At 71.2% G+C, this 17,183-nt stretch carries 21 protein-coding genes; 12 read left to right on the forward strand and 9 right to left on the reverse strand.

From position 1 onward, the window contains the following. Nucleotides 1-25 precede the first annotated feature (25 nt). Nucleotides 26-388 (forward strand): hypothetical protein, encoded by a 363-nt coding sequence (locus VH969_RS02215; RefSeq protein WP_331969480.1) that lies wholly within the window; start codon nucleotides 26-28, stop codon nucleotides 386-388. Here the strand turns inward: VH969_RS02215 and VH969_RS02220 are convergent. The 3 genes from VH969_RS02220 to VH969_RS02230 all read right to left on the reverse strand — a co-directional run bounded on the left by VH969_RS02220 (nucleotide 385) and on the right by VH969_RS02230 (nucleotide 3,403). Next, nucleotides 385-1,956, reverse strand: a complete 1,572-nt coding sequence (locus VH969_RS02220; RefSeq protein ID WP_331969482.1) for a glycoside hydrolase family 13 protein — start codon at nucleotides 1,954-1,956, stop codon at nucleotides 385-387. The genes VH969_RS02215 and VH969_RS02220 overlap by 4 nt on opposite strands. Before the next feature lie 71 nt (nucleotides 1,957-2,027). Beyond that, a complete protein-coding gene (locus VH969_RS02225; RefSeq protein WP_331969484.1) occupies nucleotides 2,028-2,420 on the reverse strand; it encodes a globin in 393 nt (130 codons plus the stop codon). 23 nt (nucleotides 2,421-2,443) lie between these two features. Continuing rightward, nucleotides 2,444-3,403 carry a mechanosensitive ion channel family protein gene (locus VH969_RS02230; RefSeq protein ID WP_331969534.1) on the reverse strand — a complete coding sequence of 320 codons (960 nt, stop codon included), beginning with the start codon at nucleotides 3,401-3,403 and terminating at the stop codon, nucleotides 2,444-2,446. 151 nt (nucleotides 3,404-3,554) lie between these two features. Between VH969_RS02230 and VH969_RS02235 the strand changes: the two genes are divergently transcribed. The 3 genes from VH969_RS02235 (at nucleotide 3,555) to VH969_RS02245 (ending at nucleotide 5,605) form a co-directional block, all read left to right on the forward strand. After that, a complete protein-coding gene (locus VH969_RS02235; protein WP_331969486.1) occupies nucleotides 3,555-4,196 on the forward strand; it encodes an HNH endonuclease in 642 nt (213 codons plus the stop codon). A 661-nt stretch (nucleotides 4,197-4,857) separates the two neighbouring features. Continuing rightward, a complete protein-coding gene (gene ctaJ, locus VH969_RS02240; protein WP_331969488.1) occupies nucleotides 4,858-5,109 on the forward strand; it encodes an aa3-type cytochrome oxidase subunit CtaJ in 252 nt (83 codons plus the stop codon). After that, entirely contained in the window at nucleotides 5,096-5,605 is a 510-nt protein-coding gene (locus VH969_RS02245; protein ID WP_414638413.1) for a DUF5130 family protein, read from the forward strand. Before ctaJ ends, VH969_RS02245 begins: the two co-directional genes overlap by 14 nt. Before the next feature lie 86 nt (nucleotides 5,606-5,691). Here the strand turns inward: VH969_RS02245 and pepN are convergent, their stop codons facing one another. Further along, complete coding sequence (pepN, locus tag VH969_RS02250) at nucleotides 5,692-8,268, reverse strand: aminopeptidase N (RefSeq protein WP_331969490.1); 2,577 nt, start codon at nucleotides 8,266-8,268, stop codon at nucleotides 5,692-5,694. A 131-nt stretch (nucleotides 8,269-8,399) separates the two neighbouring features. Here pepN and VH969_RS02255 point away from each other — a divergent pair, with 131 nt between their 5' ends. Beyond that, nucleotides 8,400-9,017, forward strand: coding sequence for a mycothiol-dependent nitroreductase Rv2466c family protein (locus tag VH969_RS02255; RefSeq protein ID WP_331969492.1), 618 nt, complete (start codon nucleotides 8,400-8,402; stop codon nucleotides 9,015-9,017). A gap of 64 nt (nucleotides 9,018-9,081) precedes the next feature. Beyond that, nucleotides 9,082-10,512, forward strand: coding sequence for an aldehyde dehydrogenase family protein (locus tag VH969_RS02260; RefSeq protein ID WP_331969496.1), 1,431 nt, complete (start codon nucleotides 9,082-9,084; stop codon nucleotides 10,510-10,512). A 15-nt stretch (nucleotides 10,513-10,527) separates the two neighbouring features. Here the strand turns inward: VH969_RS02260 and VH969_RS02265 are convergent, their stop codons facing one another. Further along, nucleotides 10,528-11,304 carry a 2-phosphosulfolactate phosphatase gene (locus tag VH969_RS02265; RefSeq protein ID WP_331969501.1) on the reverse strand — a complete coding sequence of 259 codons (777 nt, stop codon included), beginning with the start codon at nucleotides 11,302-11,304 and terminating at the stop codon, nucleotides 10,528-10,530. Between the two features lie 34 nt (nucleotides 11,305-11,338). Here VH969_RS02265 and VH969_RS02270 point away from each other — a divergent pair, with 34 nt between their 5' ends. Then, nucleotides 11,339-11,809: a ribose-5-phosphate isomerase gene (locus VH969_RS02270; RefSeq protein WP_331969504.1), complete on the forward strand. Its 471-nt coding sequence runs from the start codon at nucleotides 11,339-11,341 to the stop codon at nucleotides 11,807-11,809. Then, nucleotides 11,809-12,639, forward strand: coding sequence for an Fpg/Nei family DNA glycosylase (locus tag VH969_RS02275; protein ID WP_331969507.1), 831 nt, complete (start codon nucleotides 11,809-11,811; stop codon nucleotides 12,637-12,639). Before VH969_RS02270 ends, VH969_RS02275 begins: the two co-directional genes overlap by 1 nt. Here the strand turns inward: VH969_RS02275 and VH969_RS02280 are convergent. Further along, nucleotides 12,636-13,463: a hypothetical protein gene (locus tag VH969_RS02280; RefSeq protein WP_331969510.1), complete on the reverse strand. Its 828-nt coding sequence runs from the start codon at nucleotides 13,461-13,463 to the stop codon at nucleotides 12,636-12,638. The genes VH969_RS02275 and VH969_RS02280 overlap by 4 nt on opposite strands. A gap of 166 nt (nucleotides 13,464-13,629) precedes the next feature. Between VH969_RS02280 and VH969_RS02285 the strand changes: the two genes are divergently transcribed. After that, nucleotides 13,630-14,154, forward strand: a complete 525-nt coding sequence (locus VH969_RS02285; protein ID WP_331969513.1) for a GNAT family N-acetyltransferase — start codon at nucleotides 13,630-13,632, stop codon at nucleotides 14,152-14,154. On the opposite strand, the gene VH969_RS02290 is transcribed toward VH969_RS02285, so the two are convergent. Beyond that, nucleotides 14,151-14,543, reverse strand: coding sequence for an acyl-CoA thioesterase (locus VH969_RS02290; protein WP_331969516.1), 393 nt, complete (start codon nucleotides 14,541-14,543; stop codon nucleotides 14,151-14,153). The genes VH969_RS02285 and VH969_RS02290 overlap by 4 nt on opposite strands. Nucleotides 14,544-14,565: 22 nt before the next feature. Between VH969_RS02290 and VH969_RS02295 the strand changes: the two genes are divergently transcribed. Together VH969_RS02295 and VH969_RS02300 are read left to right on the forward strand one after the other, a co-directional pair. After that, complete coding sequence (locus VH969_RS02295; protein WP_331969519.1) at nucleotides 14,566-14,979, forward strand: DUF1810 domain-containing protein; 414 nt, start codon at nucleotides 14,566-14,568, stop codon at nucleotides 14,977-14,979. A 73-nt stretch (nucleotides 14,980-15,052) separates the two neighbouring features. Further along, the gene (locus VH969_RS02300; protein WP_331969522.1) at nucleotides 15,053-15,472 is read left to right on the forward strand and encodes a cytidine/deoxycytidylate deaminase family protein; all 420 of its coding nucleotides are present in this window, start codon (nucleotides 15,053-15,055) and stop codon (nucleotides 15,470-15,472) included. Here the strand turns inward: VH969_RS02300 and VH969_RS02305 are convergent. Beyond that, on the reverse strand, nucleotides 15,469-15,942 hold the full coding sequence (locus tag VH969_RS02305) for a carboxypeptidase-like regulatory domain-containing protein (RefSeq protein WP_331969525.1): 474 nt from the start codon (nucleotides 15,940-15,942) through the stop codon (nucleotides 15,469-15,471). The genes VH969_RS02300 and VH969_RS02305 overlap by 4 nt on opposite strands. Nucleotides 15,943-16,084: 142 nt before the next feature. On the opposite strand from VH969_RS02305, the gene VH969_RS02310 reads away from it, so the two are divergent. Beyond that, nucleotides 16,085-16,573: a hypothetical protein gene (locus VH969_RS02310; protein WP_331969528.1), complete on the forward strand. Its 489-nt coding sequence runs from the start codon at nucleotides 16,085-16,087 to the stop codon at nucleotides 16,571-16,573. 3 nt (nucleotides 16,574-16,576) lie between these two features. Here VH969_RS02310 and VH969_RS02315 read toward each other — a convergent pair whose 3' ends face one another. After that, on the reverse strand, nucleotides 16,577-17,137 hold the full coding sequence (locus VH969_RS02315) for an isochorismatase family protein (RefSeq protein ID WP_331969531.1): 561 nt from the start codon (nucleotides 17,135-17,137) through the stop codon (nucleotides 16,577-16,579). Nucleotides 17,138-17,183 lie beyond the last annotated feature (46 nt).

The following is a 17,183-nucleotide window of genomic DNA, read 5'->3' on the forward strand; positions in this document are numbered from 1 at the left end:
ACGGGCCGGAGGGAGTCAGAGGGGCATGTACGACCGCACGAACGACCGGCCGGACCCCGCGGACCCCGGCGAGCAGGACCCGGCGCGCCGGTTCCTCGACCAGACCGTGCCGCGCGAGGACTACTGGGAGGGCCGCGAGCCTGAGGACGGCCCGGCGCGGCCGCGGCACGTCCAGCACCCGGTCGCGCCCGAGCCGCTGCCCGACCCACGCGAACGCCGCAAGCAGGCGATCCGCGGTGCCGCGTGGACGTTCGGCCCGACCGTCGGCTACCTCGCGGCGTCGGCCGCGTTCGGCGGCTCCGCGCAGGCCGACCCCGCACCCGACCCCGAGCCCGACCCACCGTCCTACGACGACCCCGGCTACGGCGAAATCGGCAGCGGGCTCTAGACGAGCCAGGCGGCGGTGTCCGGCGGCAGGTAGTCCTCGTCGAGCTCGCCGCTCGCCAGCAGCACCTCGCCCGGCGGCAGCGGCACCGCCTCGTCCGAGGTGTTCAGCACGCACACCAGCCCGCCACCCTTGCGGCGGAACGCGAAGCAGCCCTCCGGCGCGCCGTACCAGGCCAGCCCCTCTCCGGAGAACGCGCCGTGCGTCTTGCGCAGCTCCAGCGCCTGCCGGTACAGCGACAGCGTCGAGTCCTCGTCCTCCAGCTGCCGCTCCACGGTCAGCCCCGCCCAGCTGCGCGGCATCGGCAGCCACGTCCGCGTGCCGGGCGAGGAGAACCCGAACGGCGGCTCGTCGCCCTCCCACGGGATCGGCACCCGGCAGTTGTCCCGGCCGCGGATCTTGTGCCCGGACCGCTCCCACCGCGGGTCCTGCAGCGCCCAGTCCGGCAGGTCCACATTGGGCAGGCCGAGCTCCTCGCCGTTGTAGACGTACACCACGCCCGGCAGCGCCAGCAGCACGAGCGCCATCGCGTGCGCCCGCGCCCGGCCGAGCTCCCCGCCGCCGTACCGGCTGACCTCGCGCCACACGTCGTGGTTGGACAGCGTCCAGGTCGGCGGCACGCCCGCGGCCGCCGCCGTGGCGAGCGATTCCTCGATCGCGAAGCGGACGTCGGCCGCGTCGAACGCCGACAGCACGAGCCGGAAGTTGAAGCCCAGGTGCAGCTCGTCGGGCCGCAGGTAGTGGGCCAGCCGCTCGTTGTCGGTCACCCAGATCTCGCCGACGGCCATCGCGTGCGGGTACGCGTCGAGCACCTTGCGGATCATGCGGTGGATGTCGTGCACGCCGTCGTCGTCGAACCGCGGGTCGTAGAACTCGTGCTGGCCGATCTGGCTCGCCGCGCGCGGGTCCATGTCCGGCAGGCCCGCGGGCTTGGCCATCCCGTGCGCCACGTCGATGCGGAACCCGTCCACGCCGCGGTCGAGCCAGAAGCGCAGCGTCCGCTCGAGGTCGGCGCGCACATCGGAGTTGGCCCAGTTCAGGTCCGGCTGCTCGGCCGCGAACAGGTGCAGGTACCACTGCCCGTCGGGGACCCGCGTCCACGCCGGCCCGCCGAACACGCTGACCCAGTTGTTCGGCGGCTGCGTGCCGCCGGCGCGCCCGTCACGGAAGATGTACCGGTCGCGCGCGGGCCCGTACGGCTGGGCGGCGAGCGCCTCGGTGAACCACGGATGCCGGTCGCTGGTGTGGTTGGGCACCAGGTCGATGGTCACCTTGATGCCGTGGCCGTGGGCGTCGTCGACGAGCCGCTTGAACGCCGCCAGGTCGCCGAAGACCGGGTCGACGTCCCGCGGGTCGGCGACGTCGTAGCCGTGGTCGGCCATCGGGGAGGGGTAGAACGGGGTAAGCCACAACGCGTCCACGCCGAGCAGTTCGAGATAGCCGAGCCGGGACCGGATCCCCTCCAGGTCGCCTATGCCGTCACCGTCGTGGTCCGCGAAGGAGCGCACGTAGACCTGGTAGAAGACGGCGTCGTGCCACCAGGCCTGGGGGTTGTCCTCGGGTCTGTGCACGGTCGGTCATCCTGCCATCCGGGGGCCGGATACACACAGGGCCGACCGTCGCGAACAGCTCGCGGTGAAGCTCACACCCAGCTGTTCATCAGGCTGTTCGCGGCCATCTCGAGGTACGCCCACAGCTGCTGGCGGTGCTGGTCGGACAGGCCGGCCTCGTCGACCGCGATACGCATGCAGCGCAGCCAGGCGTCCCGCTCGATGGGGCCGATCTTGAACGGCACGTGCCGCATGCGCAGGCGCGGGTGGCCCCGCCGTTCCGAGTAGGTGTGCGGGCCGCCCCAGTACTGCATGAGGAACAACCGCAGCCGCTCCTCGGCCGGACCGAGGTCCTCTTCGGGATAGATGGGCCGGAGCACCTCGTCGTTGGCGACCTCGGCGTAGAAGCGGCCGATGATGCGGCGGAACGTCTCCTCGCCGCCGACCGCGTCGTAGAAGCTCTCGGCATTCTCGGGTGTCGCCACGTTCCCATCCTCGCATCTCGGGCTCAGGCGGACGGGAACCCCCGGGCGACCGGACCGCGGATGCCGGCGTCCTCGAACGCGGACACGACCTTGGCGCGCAGCGACCGCTGCACGGCCCACTGCCGGCCCGGCCGCACCTTCACGGTCGCCCGCATCGTGATGCCCTCGGACGCCGTCACCCGCTCCACGCCGAGCACCTCGGGCGGCTCGATGACGTCGGCGGACAGCGGCGGCGTCCCGACGGCCTCCTCGGTCGCCCGCTGGAGGATCTCGGTGGCCTGGCCGACGTCGGCCCCGTAGCCGATCGGCACGTCCACGACCGCCACCGCGAAGCCCTGGCTGGAGTTGCCGACGCGCAGGATCTCGCCGTTGCGCACGTACCAGACGGTGCCGTTGAGGTCCCTCAGCGTCGTGATCCGCAGGCCGACCGCCTCGACGGTGCCGATGGCCTCGCCGGTGTCCACGACGTCGCCGACGCCGTACTGGTCCTCGAGCATCATGAACACGCCGGACAGGAAGTCCTTGACCAGGTTCTGCGCGCCGAACCCGATGGCGACACCGACGATGCCGGCCGACGCGAGGATCGGGCCGAGGTTAACCCCGAGCTCGCCCAGGATCATCATGAACGCGAGCCCGAACACGATGAACGACACGATCGACTTGAACACCGAGCCGATCGTCTGGGCGCGCTGCGCGCGGCGTTCGGAGAGCAGCGTTCCGAGCGCCTGCGGCGCGCGTTCGCGCAGCGGGCGCAGGACGGTGGGCACCTTGCCGCCGGTGGCTTTGGTGAGGCGGTCGATCAGCCTGCGGGCGATCGCGCGCACGATGAGCGCGCCGATGATGATCAGCAGGATCGTGATCGGCTTGATGATGAGCCAGTGCGATGACGCCGCCAGCCACTCGTTGTGCGTCCAGTCGTAGATCGTGCTGCACCAGCCCTCGTCCTCCACGCAAGGTGGCGGCTCGAGCGTGAGCGGGTCCAAAACGGTCACGGCGCGACCATATAGGCGGCCCCGCGCCGGCCGTTCACCAGATCTTTGTCGGGGTGAAGACGGACACGTTATGCAACACACGTGCGGAACGGGGGTGATCTGTGGTCTGCTATGGCTGCCGAATACCGGTGGAGGTGGTCGCGTGCCCGACCGACATCCGACTCCGATCGGCGCCGTCCGCGCTGGGCTGGCGCCGCGGACTCAGGCGCGTCCAGGTTCCGGCAAGCCGGACAACGGTGCTGCGGAACAGACGACCGGGCCGCCCGTCTGGGGCCGGCGTCGGGTGTTGTTGTTGAACACGACCTTCGAGCCGCTGACCGCGTTGCCGCTGCGGCGCGCGGTGGTGCTCGTCGTGTGCGGCAAGGCCGAGGTGGTGCACGGCGACCCCGGCGGGCTCGTGCTGCACTCGGCGACCGACAGCGTCGTGGTTCCCTCGGTGATCCGGCTGAGCACGTTCGTCCGCGTGCCCTACCGCGCGCGGGTGCCGCTGACCAGGGCCGGGCTGATGCATCGCGACCGCTACCGCTGCGCGTACTGCGGCAACCGGGCGGAGACCATCGACCACGTCGTCCCGCGTAGCCGCGGCGGCGAGCACACCTGGCAGAACTGCGTCGCGTGCTGCGTTAAGTGCAACCACCGCAAGGCCGACAAGCTGCTGTCCGAGCTCGGCTGGCGGCTGCGGCTGGTGCCCAGAGCCCCACGTGGGGTGCACTGGCGGCTGCTCGCCGGCGTGGTGGACGCCGACCCGCAGTGGCTGCCGTACCTGGGGGAGCCCGCCGCCTGAGAGGCAGCGGGCTCCGATTGTTTCGGCGGCGGTGTCAGAAGGCCGTGTCAGGAGGCGGTGACCCTCGTGCCGGCCGTGACGCGGGTGCCTCGCGTGACCCGAGTACCACGCGTGACTCGCGTACCGGCGGTGACCCGCGTGCCGCGGGTGACCCTGGTGCCCCGCGTGACGCGCGTTCCGGCCGTGACCCTCGTGCCCCTCGTCACCCGCGTGCCCCGAGTGACCCGAGTGCCGGCCGTGACGCGGGTGCCCCGCGTGACACGCGTGCCCCGAGTGACACGAGTGCCCTTGCAGTCGACCAGCGCGGACTGCTCTGTTCGGGTGAAGGCCGGCGTCGAGGCAATCGGTGCATTCGTAAAGCTCATGGTCATGGCGGTGCTCCTCGGCGGTGTACGCACACAGAGTGCGGATGAGGGGTGCGCAAGGGCCGTACAGGTGAAAGCTAGGAGCTAGAACTGTAACCGACAAGACGGTTTGCGTAGCCGCCGGTCGTTCCGGCGAGCCTTACGAACGTTCGCACGCATCGATTGCACCGATTGCCCTAACGGGGGCACCCGCGGACGGCGCACCTCGGCTACCGGTCCCCGTCGTAGCGGTGACGAGACGTGATGGCACGCGCCCGTTGCCTGCCGTCACGCCGGTGCTCGGTAGTCTGTCGCGCGTGAGCGTCGTGGAGACCATTCTCGTCTACGCGGCGATCCCGCTGGCCATCTATGGCGTGATCGCCCTGTTGACCTTGCGCGGCAAGTTCGCGCGGACCCCGAGGTACCGCCCGGGCCAGGCGTGGGACTACCCACCGGTGTGGTGGACCGCGAACCCGGAAGGTGTCGGCGGCCAGGCGTCCGCCGTGCCGACCGGCGGCTCGAAGAGCGCGAAGCGCACGGCCAAGGGAGGCGCTCGTGGCAGCTGGTGAGATCGTCCGGGCCGAGGACGCGGCTCCCGGCCAGGTCATCGCGGAGGACCCCGAGCACGGCTACGGCGCGGTGGTGACCGCGAGCGGCCGGATCTCGGTGGCCCGCGAGCACCGCACGGTACCGCCCGAGGTCCCGTTCAGCCACGTGCAGCTGGCCCGGCTCGACGAGGCGCTGACGCTGTCCGCGCGCTCGACCGGGCTCGGCTTCAGCGTGTACCTCGGCGACCTGGGCGAGGACACCCGCGTCACCGCCGAGAACCTGCACGCCGAGTCGGGCGAGAACGCCCCGGCCGCCGTGCTGATCGCGGTCTCGCCGGCGCAGCGCAGGGTCGAGGTCGTGACCGGCGCGGACTCGGCACGCCGGCTCCCGGACCGCGCGTGCAACCTCGCGGTGATGAGCATGGTCGCCTCGTTCAAGGAGGGCGACCTGGTCGGCGGGCTGGTGAGCGGCCTGCGGATGCTGAGCGACCAGGCCGGCCCGACACACAAGCACTGACCCTTCCGGACACCCGAACGCCGCGAGCCCGCCGGGCCCGCGGCGTTCGTCGTCTCTCAGCCGGCGCTCTCTCAACCGGCGCTCTCTCAACCGAGGCTGTCGAACTCCCGCGCGGCCAGCGCCCGGACGACGCCGGCACGCCCCTCGGAGACCAGCCGGCGCAGAGCCGGCGGGTGGCTCTCGTCGGCGAGCCACGAGTCCGCCGCCTCGACCGTCGACGCCGCCACCGACCACGACGGGAACAGCCCCATCGCCACCGGCTGCGCGCGCTCGCTCGACCGCCGCCGCCACACGTCGCCGACGTCCGCGAAGTACCGCGCCACATACGAGCCCAGCAGCTGCCGCTGCGCCGGGTGCGCGAAGCCCGCGATGATCGACTCGTTGATCGCGTTCGGCAGCTCGTCGTCGTGCACCGCGCGGCGCCACGCCTCGGCCTTGGCCTCCTCGGTCGGCCGCAGCGCCCGCGCCCGCTCGGCCTGCCGGTTGCCGGTGGCCGTCTGGTCCGCGGTCAGCGCCTCGTCGATCTCCCGCTCGGTGGCCGCGCCGTGCGCGACCAGCGCGTGCAGCAGCCGCCAGCGCAGGTCGGTGTCCACGGTCAGCCCCGGCAGCGGCGCCGACCCGTCGAACCAGCCGCGCACGACCGCGACCTGGTCCTCGCCGAGCACGGACCCGGCCAGCGCGTTGACCAGTGCCAGCTGGTGGTCCGACCCCGGCTCGACCGAGTTCGCGAGCTCCATCAGCCGCTCGGTGAACGTCCGCCAGCCCTGCGGCGCCCACTCCGGGTCCGCGTACGAGGCGATCGCGGCCTGCGCCTGCAGCAGCAGCCGCTGCACGACGCCGACCTCGGTCTCGGCCGGCAGCCCGTGGGAAACCAGCGTCACGAAGTCGCGTGCCTTGAGCTCGGCCTCGCGGGTCATCTCCCACGCGGCCGACCAGCACAGCGTCCGCGGCAGCGGCTCGGTGATGTCGCCGATCCGGTCGACGAGCGTGGCCAGCGAGTCCGGGTCGAGCCGCATCGTGCAGTACGACAGGTCGTCGTCGTTGATCAGCACGAGCTTGCCGCGCGGCACGCCGATCAGGTCCGGCACCTCGGTCCGCTCGCCGGTGACGTCGACCTCCACGCGGTGCGTGCGGACCAGCTTGCCGTCAGCACCGTCGACAGAGTCGTCGTACACGCCGACCGCCACCCGGTGCGTGCGCAGCTCGCCGGCACCCGGCTTGGCCCCGCCCTGGGTGATCGCGAACGCCGAGAACCGGCCCTCGCCGTCCACTTCGAACGCCGGCCGCAGCGAGTTCAGCCCGGTGGTCTCCAGCCACTGCGCGCTCCACCACGACAGGTCCCGGCCGGACGCCTCCTCGAGCGCGGACAGCAGGTCGGCGAGCGTCGCGTTGCCCCACGCGTGCTTGGCGAAGTACACCCGCAGCCCGGACAGGAACTGCTCCTGACCCACGTACGCGACGAGCTGCTTGAGCACGCTCGCGCCCTTGGCGTAGGTGATGCCGTCGAAGTTGACCTCGACCGCCTGCAGGTCCGGGATGTCCGCGGCCACCGGGTGCGTGGAGGGCAGCTGGTCCTGCCGGTACGCCCACGACTTCTCGATGTTCGCGAAGCTCGTCCACGCGTACTTGTACTCGGTGGCCTCGGCCTGGGCGAGCACGCTCGCGAACGTGGCGAACGACTCGTTGAGCCACAGGTCGTCCCACCAGCGCATGGTCACGAGATCGCCGAACCACATGTGCGCCATCTCGTGCAGCACGGTCTCGCAGCGCCGCTCGTAGGCGTAGCGGGTGACCCGGCTGCGGAACACGTAGTCCTCGAGGAAGGTCACGCAGCCGGCGTTCTCCATCGCGCCCGCGTTGAACTCGGGCACGAAGCACTGGTCGTACTTGCTGAAGGGGTAGGGCACGCCGAAGCTGCGGTGGTAGAAGTCGAAGCCCTGCTTGGTCTCGGTGAACAGCCGGTCGGCGTCCATGTGCTCGGCGAGCGACGCGCGGCAGTACAGGCCAAGTGGGACGGTCTTGGCGTCGTCGCGGTACTCGTCGCGCCACTCCGCGTACGGTCCGGCCACGAGCGCGACGAGGTAGGTCGACATCCGTTCGGTCGCGGCGAACACGTGCCGTACCGCACCGTCCGCAATGGACTCGGTGGTCTCGGCCGGCGCGTTGGAGATCACCTTCCAGGATCCGGGCGCGAGCACCGTGAGCCGGTAGGTCGCCTTGAGGTCGGGCTGGTCGAAGCAGGTGAACATCCGCTTCGCGTCGGCGGTCTCGAACTGCGAATACAGGTAGACACCCTTGTCCACCGGGTCGACGAACCGGTGCAGGCCCTCGCCGGTGTTCATGTAGCGGCAGGTCGCCCGCACGGTCAGGGTGTTCGCGTCCGCGACCGAGGGCAGCACGACGCCGTCCTCCTCGCGGTAGCCGGACACGTCGAGCGCCTCGCCGTTCAGCGAGGCGGACTGGACGGACTCCGCCACGAGGTCGATCCACGTGTCAGCACCGGGTTCGCGGCTCGTGAAGGACACCGTGGTGACCGAGGAGAACGTGCTCTCGCCAGGCTCGCCGTGACCGTTCGTGAGGTCCAGCTCGATGTCATAGGACTGCACCTCGAGCAGCGCCGCGCGCCGCTGTGCATCGTCGCGGGTCAGGTTGGGCGGAGCCACAGGTCACCTCATGTTGCGTGGGAAAGAACTGTCGTACATCAGATCGCATCCAAGCACCCCTGCCGTAAGTGTCGCCCGCCAGACGGGTGAGAACGGGAAGAAAGTTCGACGCCGCGATGGTTGTTGGTGACATGACAGCTGCCACTAAGACCCAGGTGGATTTCTACTTCGACCCGGCCTGCCCGTTTGCGTGGATCTCCTCGCGCTGGATCCTCGAGGTCGAGAAGCACCGGGACGTCGACCTCCGGTTCCGTGTGATGAGCCTCGCAGTGCTGAACGAGGGCCGCGACGAGCTGAACGAGGACTACCAGGAGTTCCTGAAGCAAGCGTGGGCTCCGGTCCGGGTGCTGATCGCCGCCGCGGAGAAGCACGGTGACGAGGTGCTGCGCGATCTCTACACCGCGATGGGCACCCGCATCCACAACCAGCAGAACAAGGACTTCGACGCGGTCATCGCCGAGTCGCTCGCCGAGGTCGGCCTCCCCGCTGAGCTGGCGCGGGCCGCGACCAGCACGGACTACGACGAGGCGCTGCGCAAGAGCCACCACGAGGGCATGGACCCGGTCGGCATGGACGTCGGCACGCCCACCATCCACGTCGACGGCGTCGCGTTCTTCGGCCCGGTGCTCAACTCGATCCCGCGCGGCGAGGACGCGCTGAAGATCTTCGACGGCGCGGTCGCGCTGGCGAGCTTCCCGAACTTCTTCGAGCTGAAGCGCACTCGTACCGGGGAACTGTCCTTCGACTGAGGTTCCTCGATGTGACACGCTGGAGGCCGACATCTGCTTGCGCGTCACAACGTTCGGAGGATCCATGGCCGCGCCGACCCAGGTTCGCACCGCCCACCTCATCGCCGGAGAGTTCGTCGGTGACGCCGGTGCCGGTGAGCGGATCGACGTCGTGAATCCGGCCACCGAGGAGGTCATCGCGTCGGTGCCGGCCGGCACCCCGGCCGACGCCGACGCGGCGGTGCGTGCCGCGGCCGCCGCCTTCCCCGGCTGGGCCGCCACCCCGCTCGCCGACCGCGTCACCGCGGTGCGGCGCATCAACGACGGGCTGAAGGCCCGCGCGGACGAGCTGGCCGCGACGATCACGGCCGAGGTCGGCACGCCGATCGTGTTCGCCACGAAGGTCCAGGTGCCGAACCCGATCGGCATCACCGACGGCGTGCTGGCCGAGATCGAGGCCGGCGCGCTGGATCCGGTGACGGTCGGCAACTCGACCATCCTGCGGGAGCCGCTCGGCGTCGTCGCCGCGATCACCCCGTGGAACTTCCCGCTGCAGCAGATGGTCGCGAAGGTGACCCCGGCGCTCGCGGCCGGCAACACCGTCGTGCTCAAGCCGAGCGAGGTCGCCCCGCTGACCGCCGGGCTGCTCGCCGAGATCATCGTCGGCGCCGGCCTGCCGGCCGGCGTCTTCAACATGGTCCACGGCACCGGCCCGGTCGTCGGCGAGGCGCTCGCCGCGCACCCGCTGGTCGACATGGTCTCGTTCACCGGCTCGACCCGGGCCGGGCGCCGGGTGGCCGCGGTCGGCGCGGAAACGGTAAAGAAGGTCGCCCTGGAGCTGGGTGGCAAGTCGGCGTCGGTGGTCCTCGACGACGCCGACCTCGCGCGCTCGGTCAAGATCACCGTGGCCAACTGCTACATGAACAACGGGCAGGCGTGCAGCGCGCTGACCCGCCTGCTGGTCCCGGCGGACCGGCACGACGAGGCGGTCGAGGCCGCGGTCGCGGCGGCGTCGAAGTACCAGCCGGGCGACCCGAGCCAGGAGAGCACCCGCATCGGCCCGTCGGTGTCCGCGGCACAGCGCGACCGCGTGGTCGGCTACATCCGCAAGGGCGTCGAGGAGGGCGCGACGCTCGCGCTGGGCGGCCCGGAGCCGGTCGACGGCCCCGGCTACTTCGTGCGGCCGACGGTGTTCGCCGGCGTGCGCGAGGACATGACGATCGCGCAGGAGGAGATCTTCGGCCCGGTGCTGTCGATCCTGCCGTACACCGACGAGGACGACGCCGTGCGGATCGCGAACGGCACCCAGTACGGCCTCGCCGCGGGCGTGTTCGGCGGCGACGCGGACCGGGCGTACGCGGTGGCGGGCCGGCTGCGCGCGGGCCAGGTGGACGTGAACGGCGCGCTGTTCAACACGAAGGCCCCGTTCGGCGGCTTCAAGCAGTCGGGTAACGGCCGCGAGTTCGGGCGCTTCGGCCTCGAGGAGTTCACCGAGCTCAAGTCGATCCAGCGCTGAGCGTCCGCAAGAAGCTCAGCGCGCCGCGAACACCCCGTCGGTCAGCAGCGGCACCACGTCGCTCGCGTCGACCGCGGACGCGAGGCGCACGTCGCCGGCCACCCCGGCCTCGATCAGCTCGCGCCCGGAGACCGACTCCGCGACGTAGTGCGGCACCCGGTCCGCGGCGGCCCGGTAGGTGAGCGCCGCGAGCCGGGCCTCGGCGGAGGGCGTGCGCCGGCCCGGCACCGCCGCCGCGAGCGCACCGGCGCCGAGCAGCTCCTCGATGCCCGGCCGCAGCCGCTTGTCCGGCGTGTCCCGCCACCGCTCGCCCGCCGGCACGATCCCGATGGGACCGTCACCCGCGATCTCCGCCGCCGCGGCCGCCACCGCCGAGGCGTTGCGCAGGCAGCCGGCGAGCACGGTGGCCCCGGTCTTCGCCGCGGCCGCCGACAGCGTCGCCCCGTTCGGCGACGAGATCGCCAGGAACGTGCCCGCCGGCAGCTCGACCAGCGACGACGGCCGCAGCGTCCAGCCGTGCCCGGGTGCCGCCCGCAGTCCGGCCTGCCGGTCGATCCCGGCCAGCCCGCTGTGCGTCAGCGTCGCGCCCGCCACCCGCGCTGCCTCGACTGCCCGCTCGTCGCGCCACGGCAGCGGCAGCACCCGGCCACCACGGCCGAGCGCGATGTCGACCGTCGTGGTGAAGACCAGCACGTCGACGACGACGAGCACCGCGCACCCCGCGAGCGCGTGCACGCCGTCGAGCCCCCACTCGAGCCGCAGGTCCGCGGAGTCCTGCTGGTAGACCGTCACCGGCGCGATCCTTCCAGACTGGCAGAATGCCGTCGTGCGCGTTTACCTCGCCTCCGACCACGCGGGCTTCGAGCTGAAGGCCCACCTGGCGTCGCACCTCGCCGCGGCCGGCCACGACGTGGTCGACGTCGGCCCGGCCGCCTACGACCCGGACGACGACTACCCGGCGTACTGCGTCGAGGGCGCCCGCCGCGTGATGGCCGACCCGGGCAGCCTCGGCGTCGTCATCGGCGGCTCGGGCAACGGCGAGCAGATCGCCGCGAACAAGGTGCAGGGCTGCCGCGCCGCGCTCGCGTACGACGTGGAGACCGCCAAGCTCGCCCGCGAGCACAACGACGCCCACGTCGTCGGCATCGGCGCGCGCATGCACACGCCGGAGGAGGCCGCCGGCATCGTCGAGGTGTTCGTCAGCACGCCGTTCTCCGGCGTCGAGCGCCACGCCCGGCGGCTGCGGATGCTCGAGGAGTACGAGCGCACCGGCGTCCCACCGGTCCTGCCGAGCTAGTGCCCGAGGGCCACACGCTGCACCGGCTCGCCCGGCGGCACAGGAAGCTGTTCGCCGGCCGGCCGGTCGCGGTCACGAGCCCCCAGGGCCGGTTCGCCACCGCTGCGTCCGTTGTGGACGGACGGGTGCTGCGCAAGGCGGAGGCGTACGGCAAGCACCTGTTCCACGTGTACGGCCCGGACGCGATCGTGCACGTCCACCTGGGACTGATCGGCACGTTCAGCGAGGAGCCGCTGCCGGTCATCGCACCGGTCGGCGCGGTGCGCATGCGGATGGTCGGCGAGACGCACTTCTCCGACCTGCGCGGGCCGACCGTGTGCGAGCTGGTCGACGCGGCGCGGATGAACGACGTGCTCGCCAGGCTCGGGCCGGATCCGTTGCGCCGCAATGCCGGCCCGGACCGCGCGTGGGCGCGGTTGTCGCGCTCCAGGCTGCCGATCGCGGCGCTGCTGCTCGACCAGGCCGTGCTCGCCGGCGTGGGCAACGTGTACCGCGCGGAGATCCTGTTCCGGCACCAGGTGGACCCGATGGTGCCGGGCCGCGAGCTCGACCCGGCACTGTGGACGGACATGTGGACGGACCTGGTCGCGTTGATGCGCAAGGGCGTGCGCAGCGGCCGGATCGACACGGTCCACGACGAGCACCTGCCACACGTGACCGGCCGCGCGCCGCGGCGCGACCGGCACGGCGGCGAGGTGTACGTCTACCGCCGGCACGGCCAGCCGTGCCTGGTGTGCGGCACCGAGGTCGCGATCACCGAGCTCGCGGGCCGCAACCTCTACTGGTGCCCCACCTGCCAGAAGGCCCAGGGCACGTACGGCACGCGCTAGAAGTCGAAGCCGCCGCCGTCGAAGCCGCCGCCGTCGAACCCACCGCCGTCGAAGCCGCCCATGTCGCCGCCGTAGTCGCCGCCCATGTCGCCACCGTCGCCGTAGTCGCCGCCGTCTCCACCGTCACCGCCATCAGCGCCGTCGCCGCCGTCGCCGCCGTCCATGGCGTCGGCCTGGCCCGCGTCGTAGCCGGCCTCCCACGCGGAGGCGTCCGGAATGCCGTACATGCCGGAGAACATCGCGTCGAACAGGAGGAACGAGCCGACGCCCCAGGCGCCCGCGACCAGGGCCGGCTTCCACCAGGGCTCGCTGTACCAGCCCTGCGGCACCGGCCGGCCGGCCACGCGGCCGCCGGGGTAGTAGTACGGGGTGCGGCTGCCGGCCTCGGGGGAAGCCTCGTAGTCGCGGCCCTCGACGGAGACGCGGCGATCCTCGGTGACCTTGCCGGCGCGCTCCTGGTCGGGGTCGCGCGGCAGCTCGGGACCCGGGTCGAGGCCCATCGCGACCCGCGCGGCGCGGACGTAGTACAGGCCTTCCATGGCGGTCTTGGTGACCAGGCGGCTCTGCTCGACAGTGTTGGCCTGCTCCAGCTGCGAACCGGCGGCCGTGTAGCGCTCGGACGCGTCGGCGAGCGCCTGCTTGGAGGCGTCGTCGGTGCCGGTCAGGTTCACGACCTGACCGCCGAGGCGCTCGACCCAACGGCGTGCCTCGGCCTTGGCGTCCGCCAGCCGGTTCTGCCTGGCGTTGGCCTGGTTGCGCGCGAACGTCGTGCCGATCGCCACCAGCGCCAGTATCAACGCGATGATCACTATTGCGGTGACCATGGCTCCCCTCCCGGAAATTCCCATTCGTCACGACAACGGGCACGCTACGCCCGGAGTTCCATGAGGACCCAGCCGCCGGCCCGTGGCCTGAGGTTGGGTGAAACCCACGGTGACCCTACGCTGATGGGTAGTCACCCACCGGCGAACGGTCGTATTGTTGTCCCCCATGAGGGTCGACCTGCCGGTGCTGGTGCGCGAGGCCACCGCAGCGGACGCGGAGTCGATCGGCGAGGTGCACGCGGAGGCGTTCCGGGTGGCGCACCGCGACCTGTTCGACGGGGACTGGCTGCGCGAGCTGGTCGAGCGGCGGCGGACGATGTGGGTGCACCGCATGAGCGGTCGCGAGCACGCCCGGAACACGTTGCTGGTGGCCGAACGCGGCCGCGACGTCGCGGCGTTCGTCTACTTCGGTCCGCACAGCGACGGCACGTCCGACGGGGAGATCTTCGACTGTTTCGCCCATCCCGACGTCTGGGGCCGCCGCGTGGCCGCGACCGTCATGGACAAGGCGTGGGAGTTGTTGCGGGAGGCCAGGTTCCGCCGCGTTCGCCTGTGGACGATGGCCGGTGCCAACCGTGCGCGCCACTTCTACGAGTCGTTCGGCTTCACCGAGACCGGCCAGCGCCGCGAACGCGACTTCGGCGACGGGCGCCCGGTTCTCGAGGTCGAGTACGTCCGCCGCACCCGCTAGTCGGAGAGGGCCTTCCGGTAGTCGTCCGGCATCGGCGTCTTCCTGAGCGTCTTCGGGTCGACCCAGACGTGGCGCACCTCGCCGTCCGCGATCAGCCGCTCGCCCACCCGGAACACCGGCCGCACGATCATGCTCGTGGTTCCCAGGTGCTCGATCGGCATCTCGATGTCGAGCTCCTCGTCGAACCGGGCGCCCTCGACGAACCGGATGCGCGCTTCGGCCACGACGATGTCGTACCCGCGGTCCACCATGTCCGGGTACGCCCCGATCCGCTCGCGGAAGAGCTCGGTGATCGCGACGTCGTAGAAGAACAGGTACTGCCCGTTGAACACCACTCCCTGCTGGTCACACTCGCTGTACCGAACCCGTAGCCGGTGAACGAACGCCATTTCTCCCCTACTGTCGAACCCGATGCCCGACGACCTCGCCCGCTTCGTGACCGCACAGGACCCCGTCTACGAGTCGGTGGTGTCCGAGCTGCGGGCCGGCCGGAAGACGAGCCACTGGATGTGGTTCATCTTCCCGCAGGTGAGGGGGCTGGGCCACAGCCACATGGCACAGCACTACGCCATCGAGTCGCTGGCGGAGGCCCAGGCCTACCTGGCCCACCCGGTCCTCGGACCACGGTTGCGCGAATGTGCGGACCTGCTCCTGGACCTCCCCGGCGACTCCGCCGACGCGGTCCTGGGACCGGTGGACGCGCTGAAGCTCCGCTCCTCGATGACCCTCTTCGCCGCGGCGGCTCCCGCCGAGCCGCGCTTCCAGGAGGTGCTGGACAAGTACTACGCCGGCGCACCCGACGTGGAGACAGTCAAGCGGCTCTGACCTGCGCCAGGCCGTCGACCATGTTCCGCCGACCATGTTCCCTCGATCGTGTTCCGCCGACCAGGGCAGGAAGATGACCACGCAGACCCACCTCGTCGACCACGAGCTCGTCGAGGCCGCAGCCCACGTCGCGCGCACGCGCTGCCGCGGCGACAACCACACCATGGCGGCCGCGGCCCGCGCCGGCGACGGCCGGATCATCACCGCGGTGAACGCCTACCACTTCACGGGAGGACCGTGCGCCGAGCTGGTCGTCATCGGCACGGCAGCCGCGCAGGGCGCCTACGAGCTGGACACGATCGTCGCCGTGGGCGACCGCGAGCGGGGCGTCGTCGCGCCGTGCGGCCGCTGCCGCCAGGTCCTTCTCGACTACTTCCCGGCCCTGCGGGTCATCGTCGGTGAAGGCGAGCGCATCCGGACCGTCCACATCAGCGAGTTGCTGCCCGAGACCTACGTCTGGGCGGACCACCAACTCGAGGCCGATCAGCGCTAACAGGGGGCCGGCGAGTCGTATCCCGGAACGATCGGGTACTCGACGAAGTCGACCTCGTCCGCCCCGGGCACGGTGATCATCACGTCGTCCGGATTCCGCCCGACGATGTCGAACCCCGCGTTCAGGTCGCAGGAGTCGCCGGCCGTCACCTGGTACTGGCCGGGCGGGAGCTGGATCGCGTACGTCCCACCGCCGTCCGTGACCGTGTGGGTCTCCATCTCGTAGCCTGCGCTCGCGAGCCACCCGAACCGGACCCAGGCGTTCGGGTACGGCTGCCCGGTCTCACGGTCCACGACCTGCCCGGACACCGTGTACGAGGTGTCGTCCGGCGGATCGGTGGTCGTGGGGTCGGTGACCGGAGGTCCCGTACTCGGCTCGTCGCTGTTCGACTCAGGCCGTGGCGTGCCGGGCGTGGAGCCGCACGCGACGAGCACGAACATCAGCATCAGGACGACGTATGTGCGCTTCATGCCGCAATGTCGTCCCCAGGCGTCTTGATCGTGACCATGTGGCCGCCCGAGCGGTTGTCAGGGGGACCACCGGGCCGCCGCGTAGACTGGCTGGATAGCGTCCGTGTACGGATGCAAAGCAGCCGGAGAATCGAGCGTAGTCGTGACCGACCGCACAGAGGAGCTGCATGTTCAGCGGGAGCAGGCGCTGGACAACCGCGAGCAGGCGTTGACTGAACGCGAACGCCGGGCCGACGAACGAGACCAGCAGGCCGACGAGCGAGACCAGCAGGCCGACGACCGCGATGACGCCGCCGACCAGCGTGAACGGACCGCCGACGCACGCGAGGGACGGGCCGACACCCGCGAAGACCGGCTCACCGAATGGCAGCGGCAGCTCGACGAGCGCGGCCGCCAGCTGAACGCGACGCCCAACCACTACAAGGACGGCAGCACGGAGACGCTGGATCTCGCCCGCGCCGCGCTGGCGCGGTCACAGCGACGACTGGACCGCGCGCAAGCCGCCCTGCACGCCAGCAGCCTCCGCGCGTCACGCGAGCAAGCCGAGATCGACCGCGAAGCCGCCCACAGCCGCCGCGCGGCCGAACACGATCCGCTGATCCGCGCGCGCGACGTGCAAGAGCAGGCCTGACGCTCAGGGCTTCGCGGCGAAGTCCACCTCGGCGGTGGTGACCGTGCCGGCGGTCCGGCCGGGGGCGCTGTGGTTCTCCCAGTAGAGGTTCGTGTGCGCGATGACCTTGTCCGGCGTAGGCGCGCCGTAGGGTGAGAGATCCTCGGTGGTGTGGGCGTCGCCGACGAGCGTCGCGTCGTACCCGCGGACGATCGCGCCGTGCAACGTCGAGCGGATGCACTCGTCGGTCTGCGCTCCGGAGACGAACAGCCTGCCGATGCCAAGCCCCGCGAGAACGTCCTCCAGATCGGTGTCCTCGAAGGAGTCGGCGTAGGTCTTGTGCACCAGGGCTTCGGCGTCGTTGCGCTTGAGCTCCGGCACGAGCTGCCAGCTCTCGCTGTCCCTGGCGAGCTCTTCACTACTGTGCTGAACCCAGACGACGTCGACGCCCGCCGTACGCGCCTTGTCGACGAGCGTGGCGACGTTCGCCACGACGGCATCCCGTTCGTACGCCTGCCCGACGATGCCGTTCTGCACGTCGATCACCAGCAGGGCCGTATTGGGCCGGTTGTCGAGTGTGGTCATCGTGTCCCCAACCGTGCGTCCGGATCGTGCCCAGCATAGAACCGCA

The sequence above is a fragment of the Actinophytocola sp. genome (assembly GCF_036555685.1).
Lineage (GTDB): Bacteria > Actinomycetota > Actinomycetes > Mycobacteriales > Pseudonocardiaceae > Actinophytocola.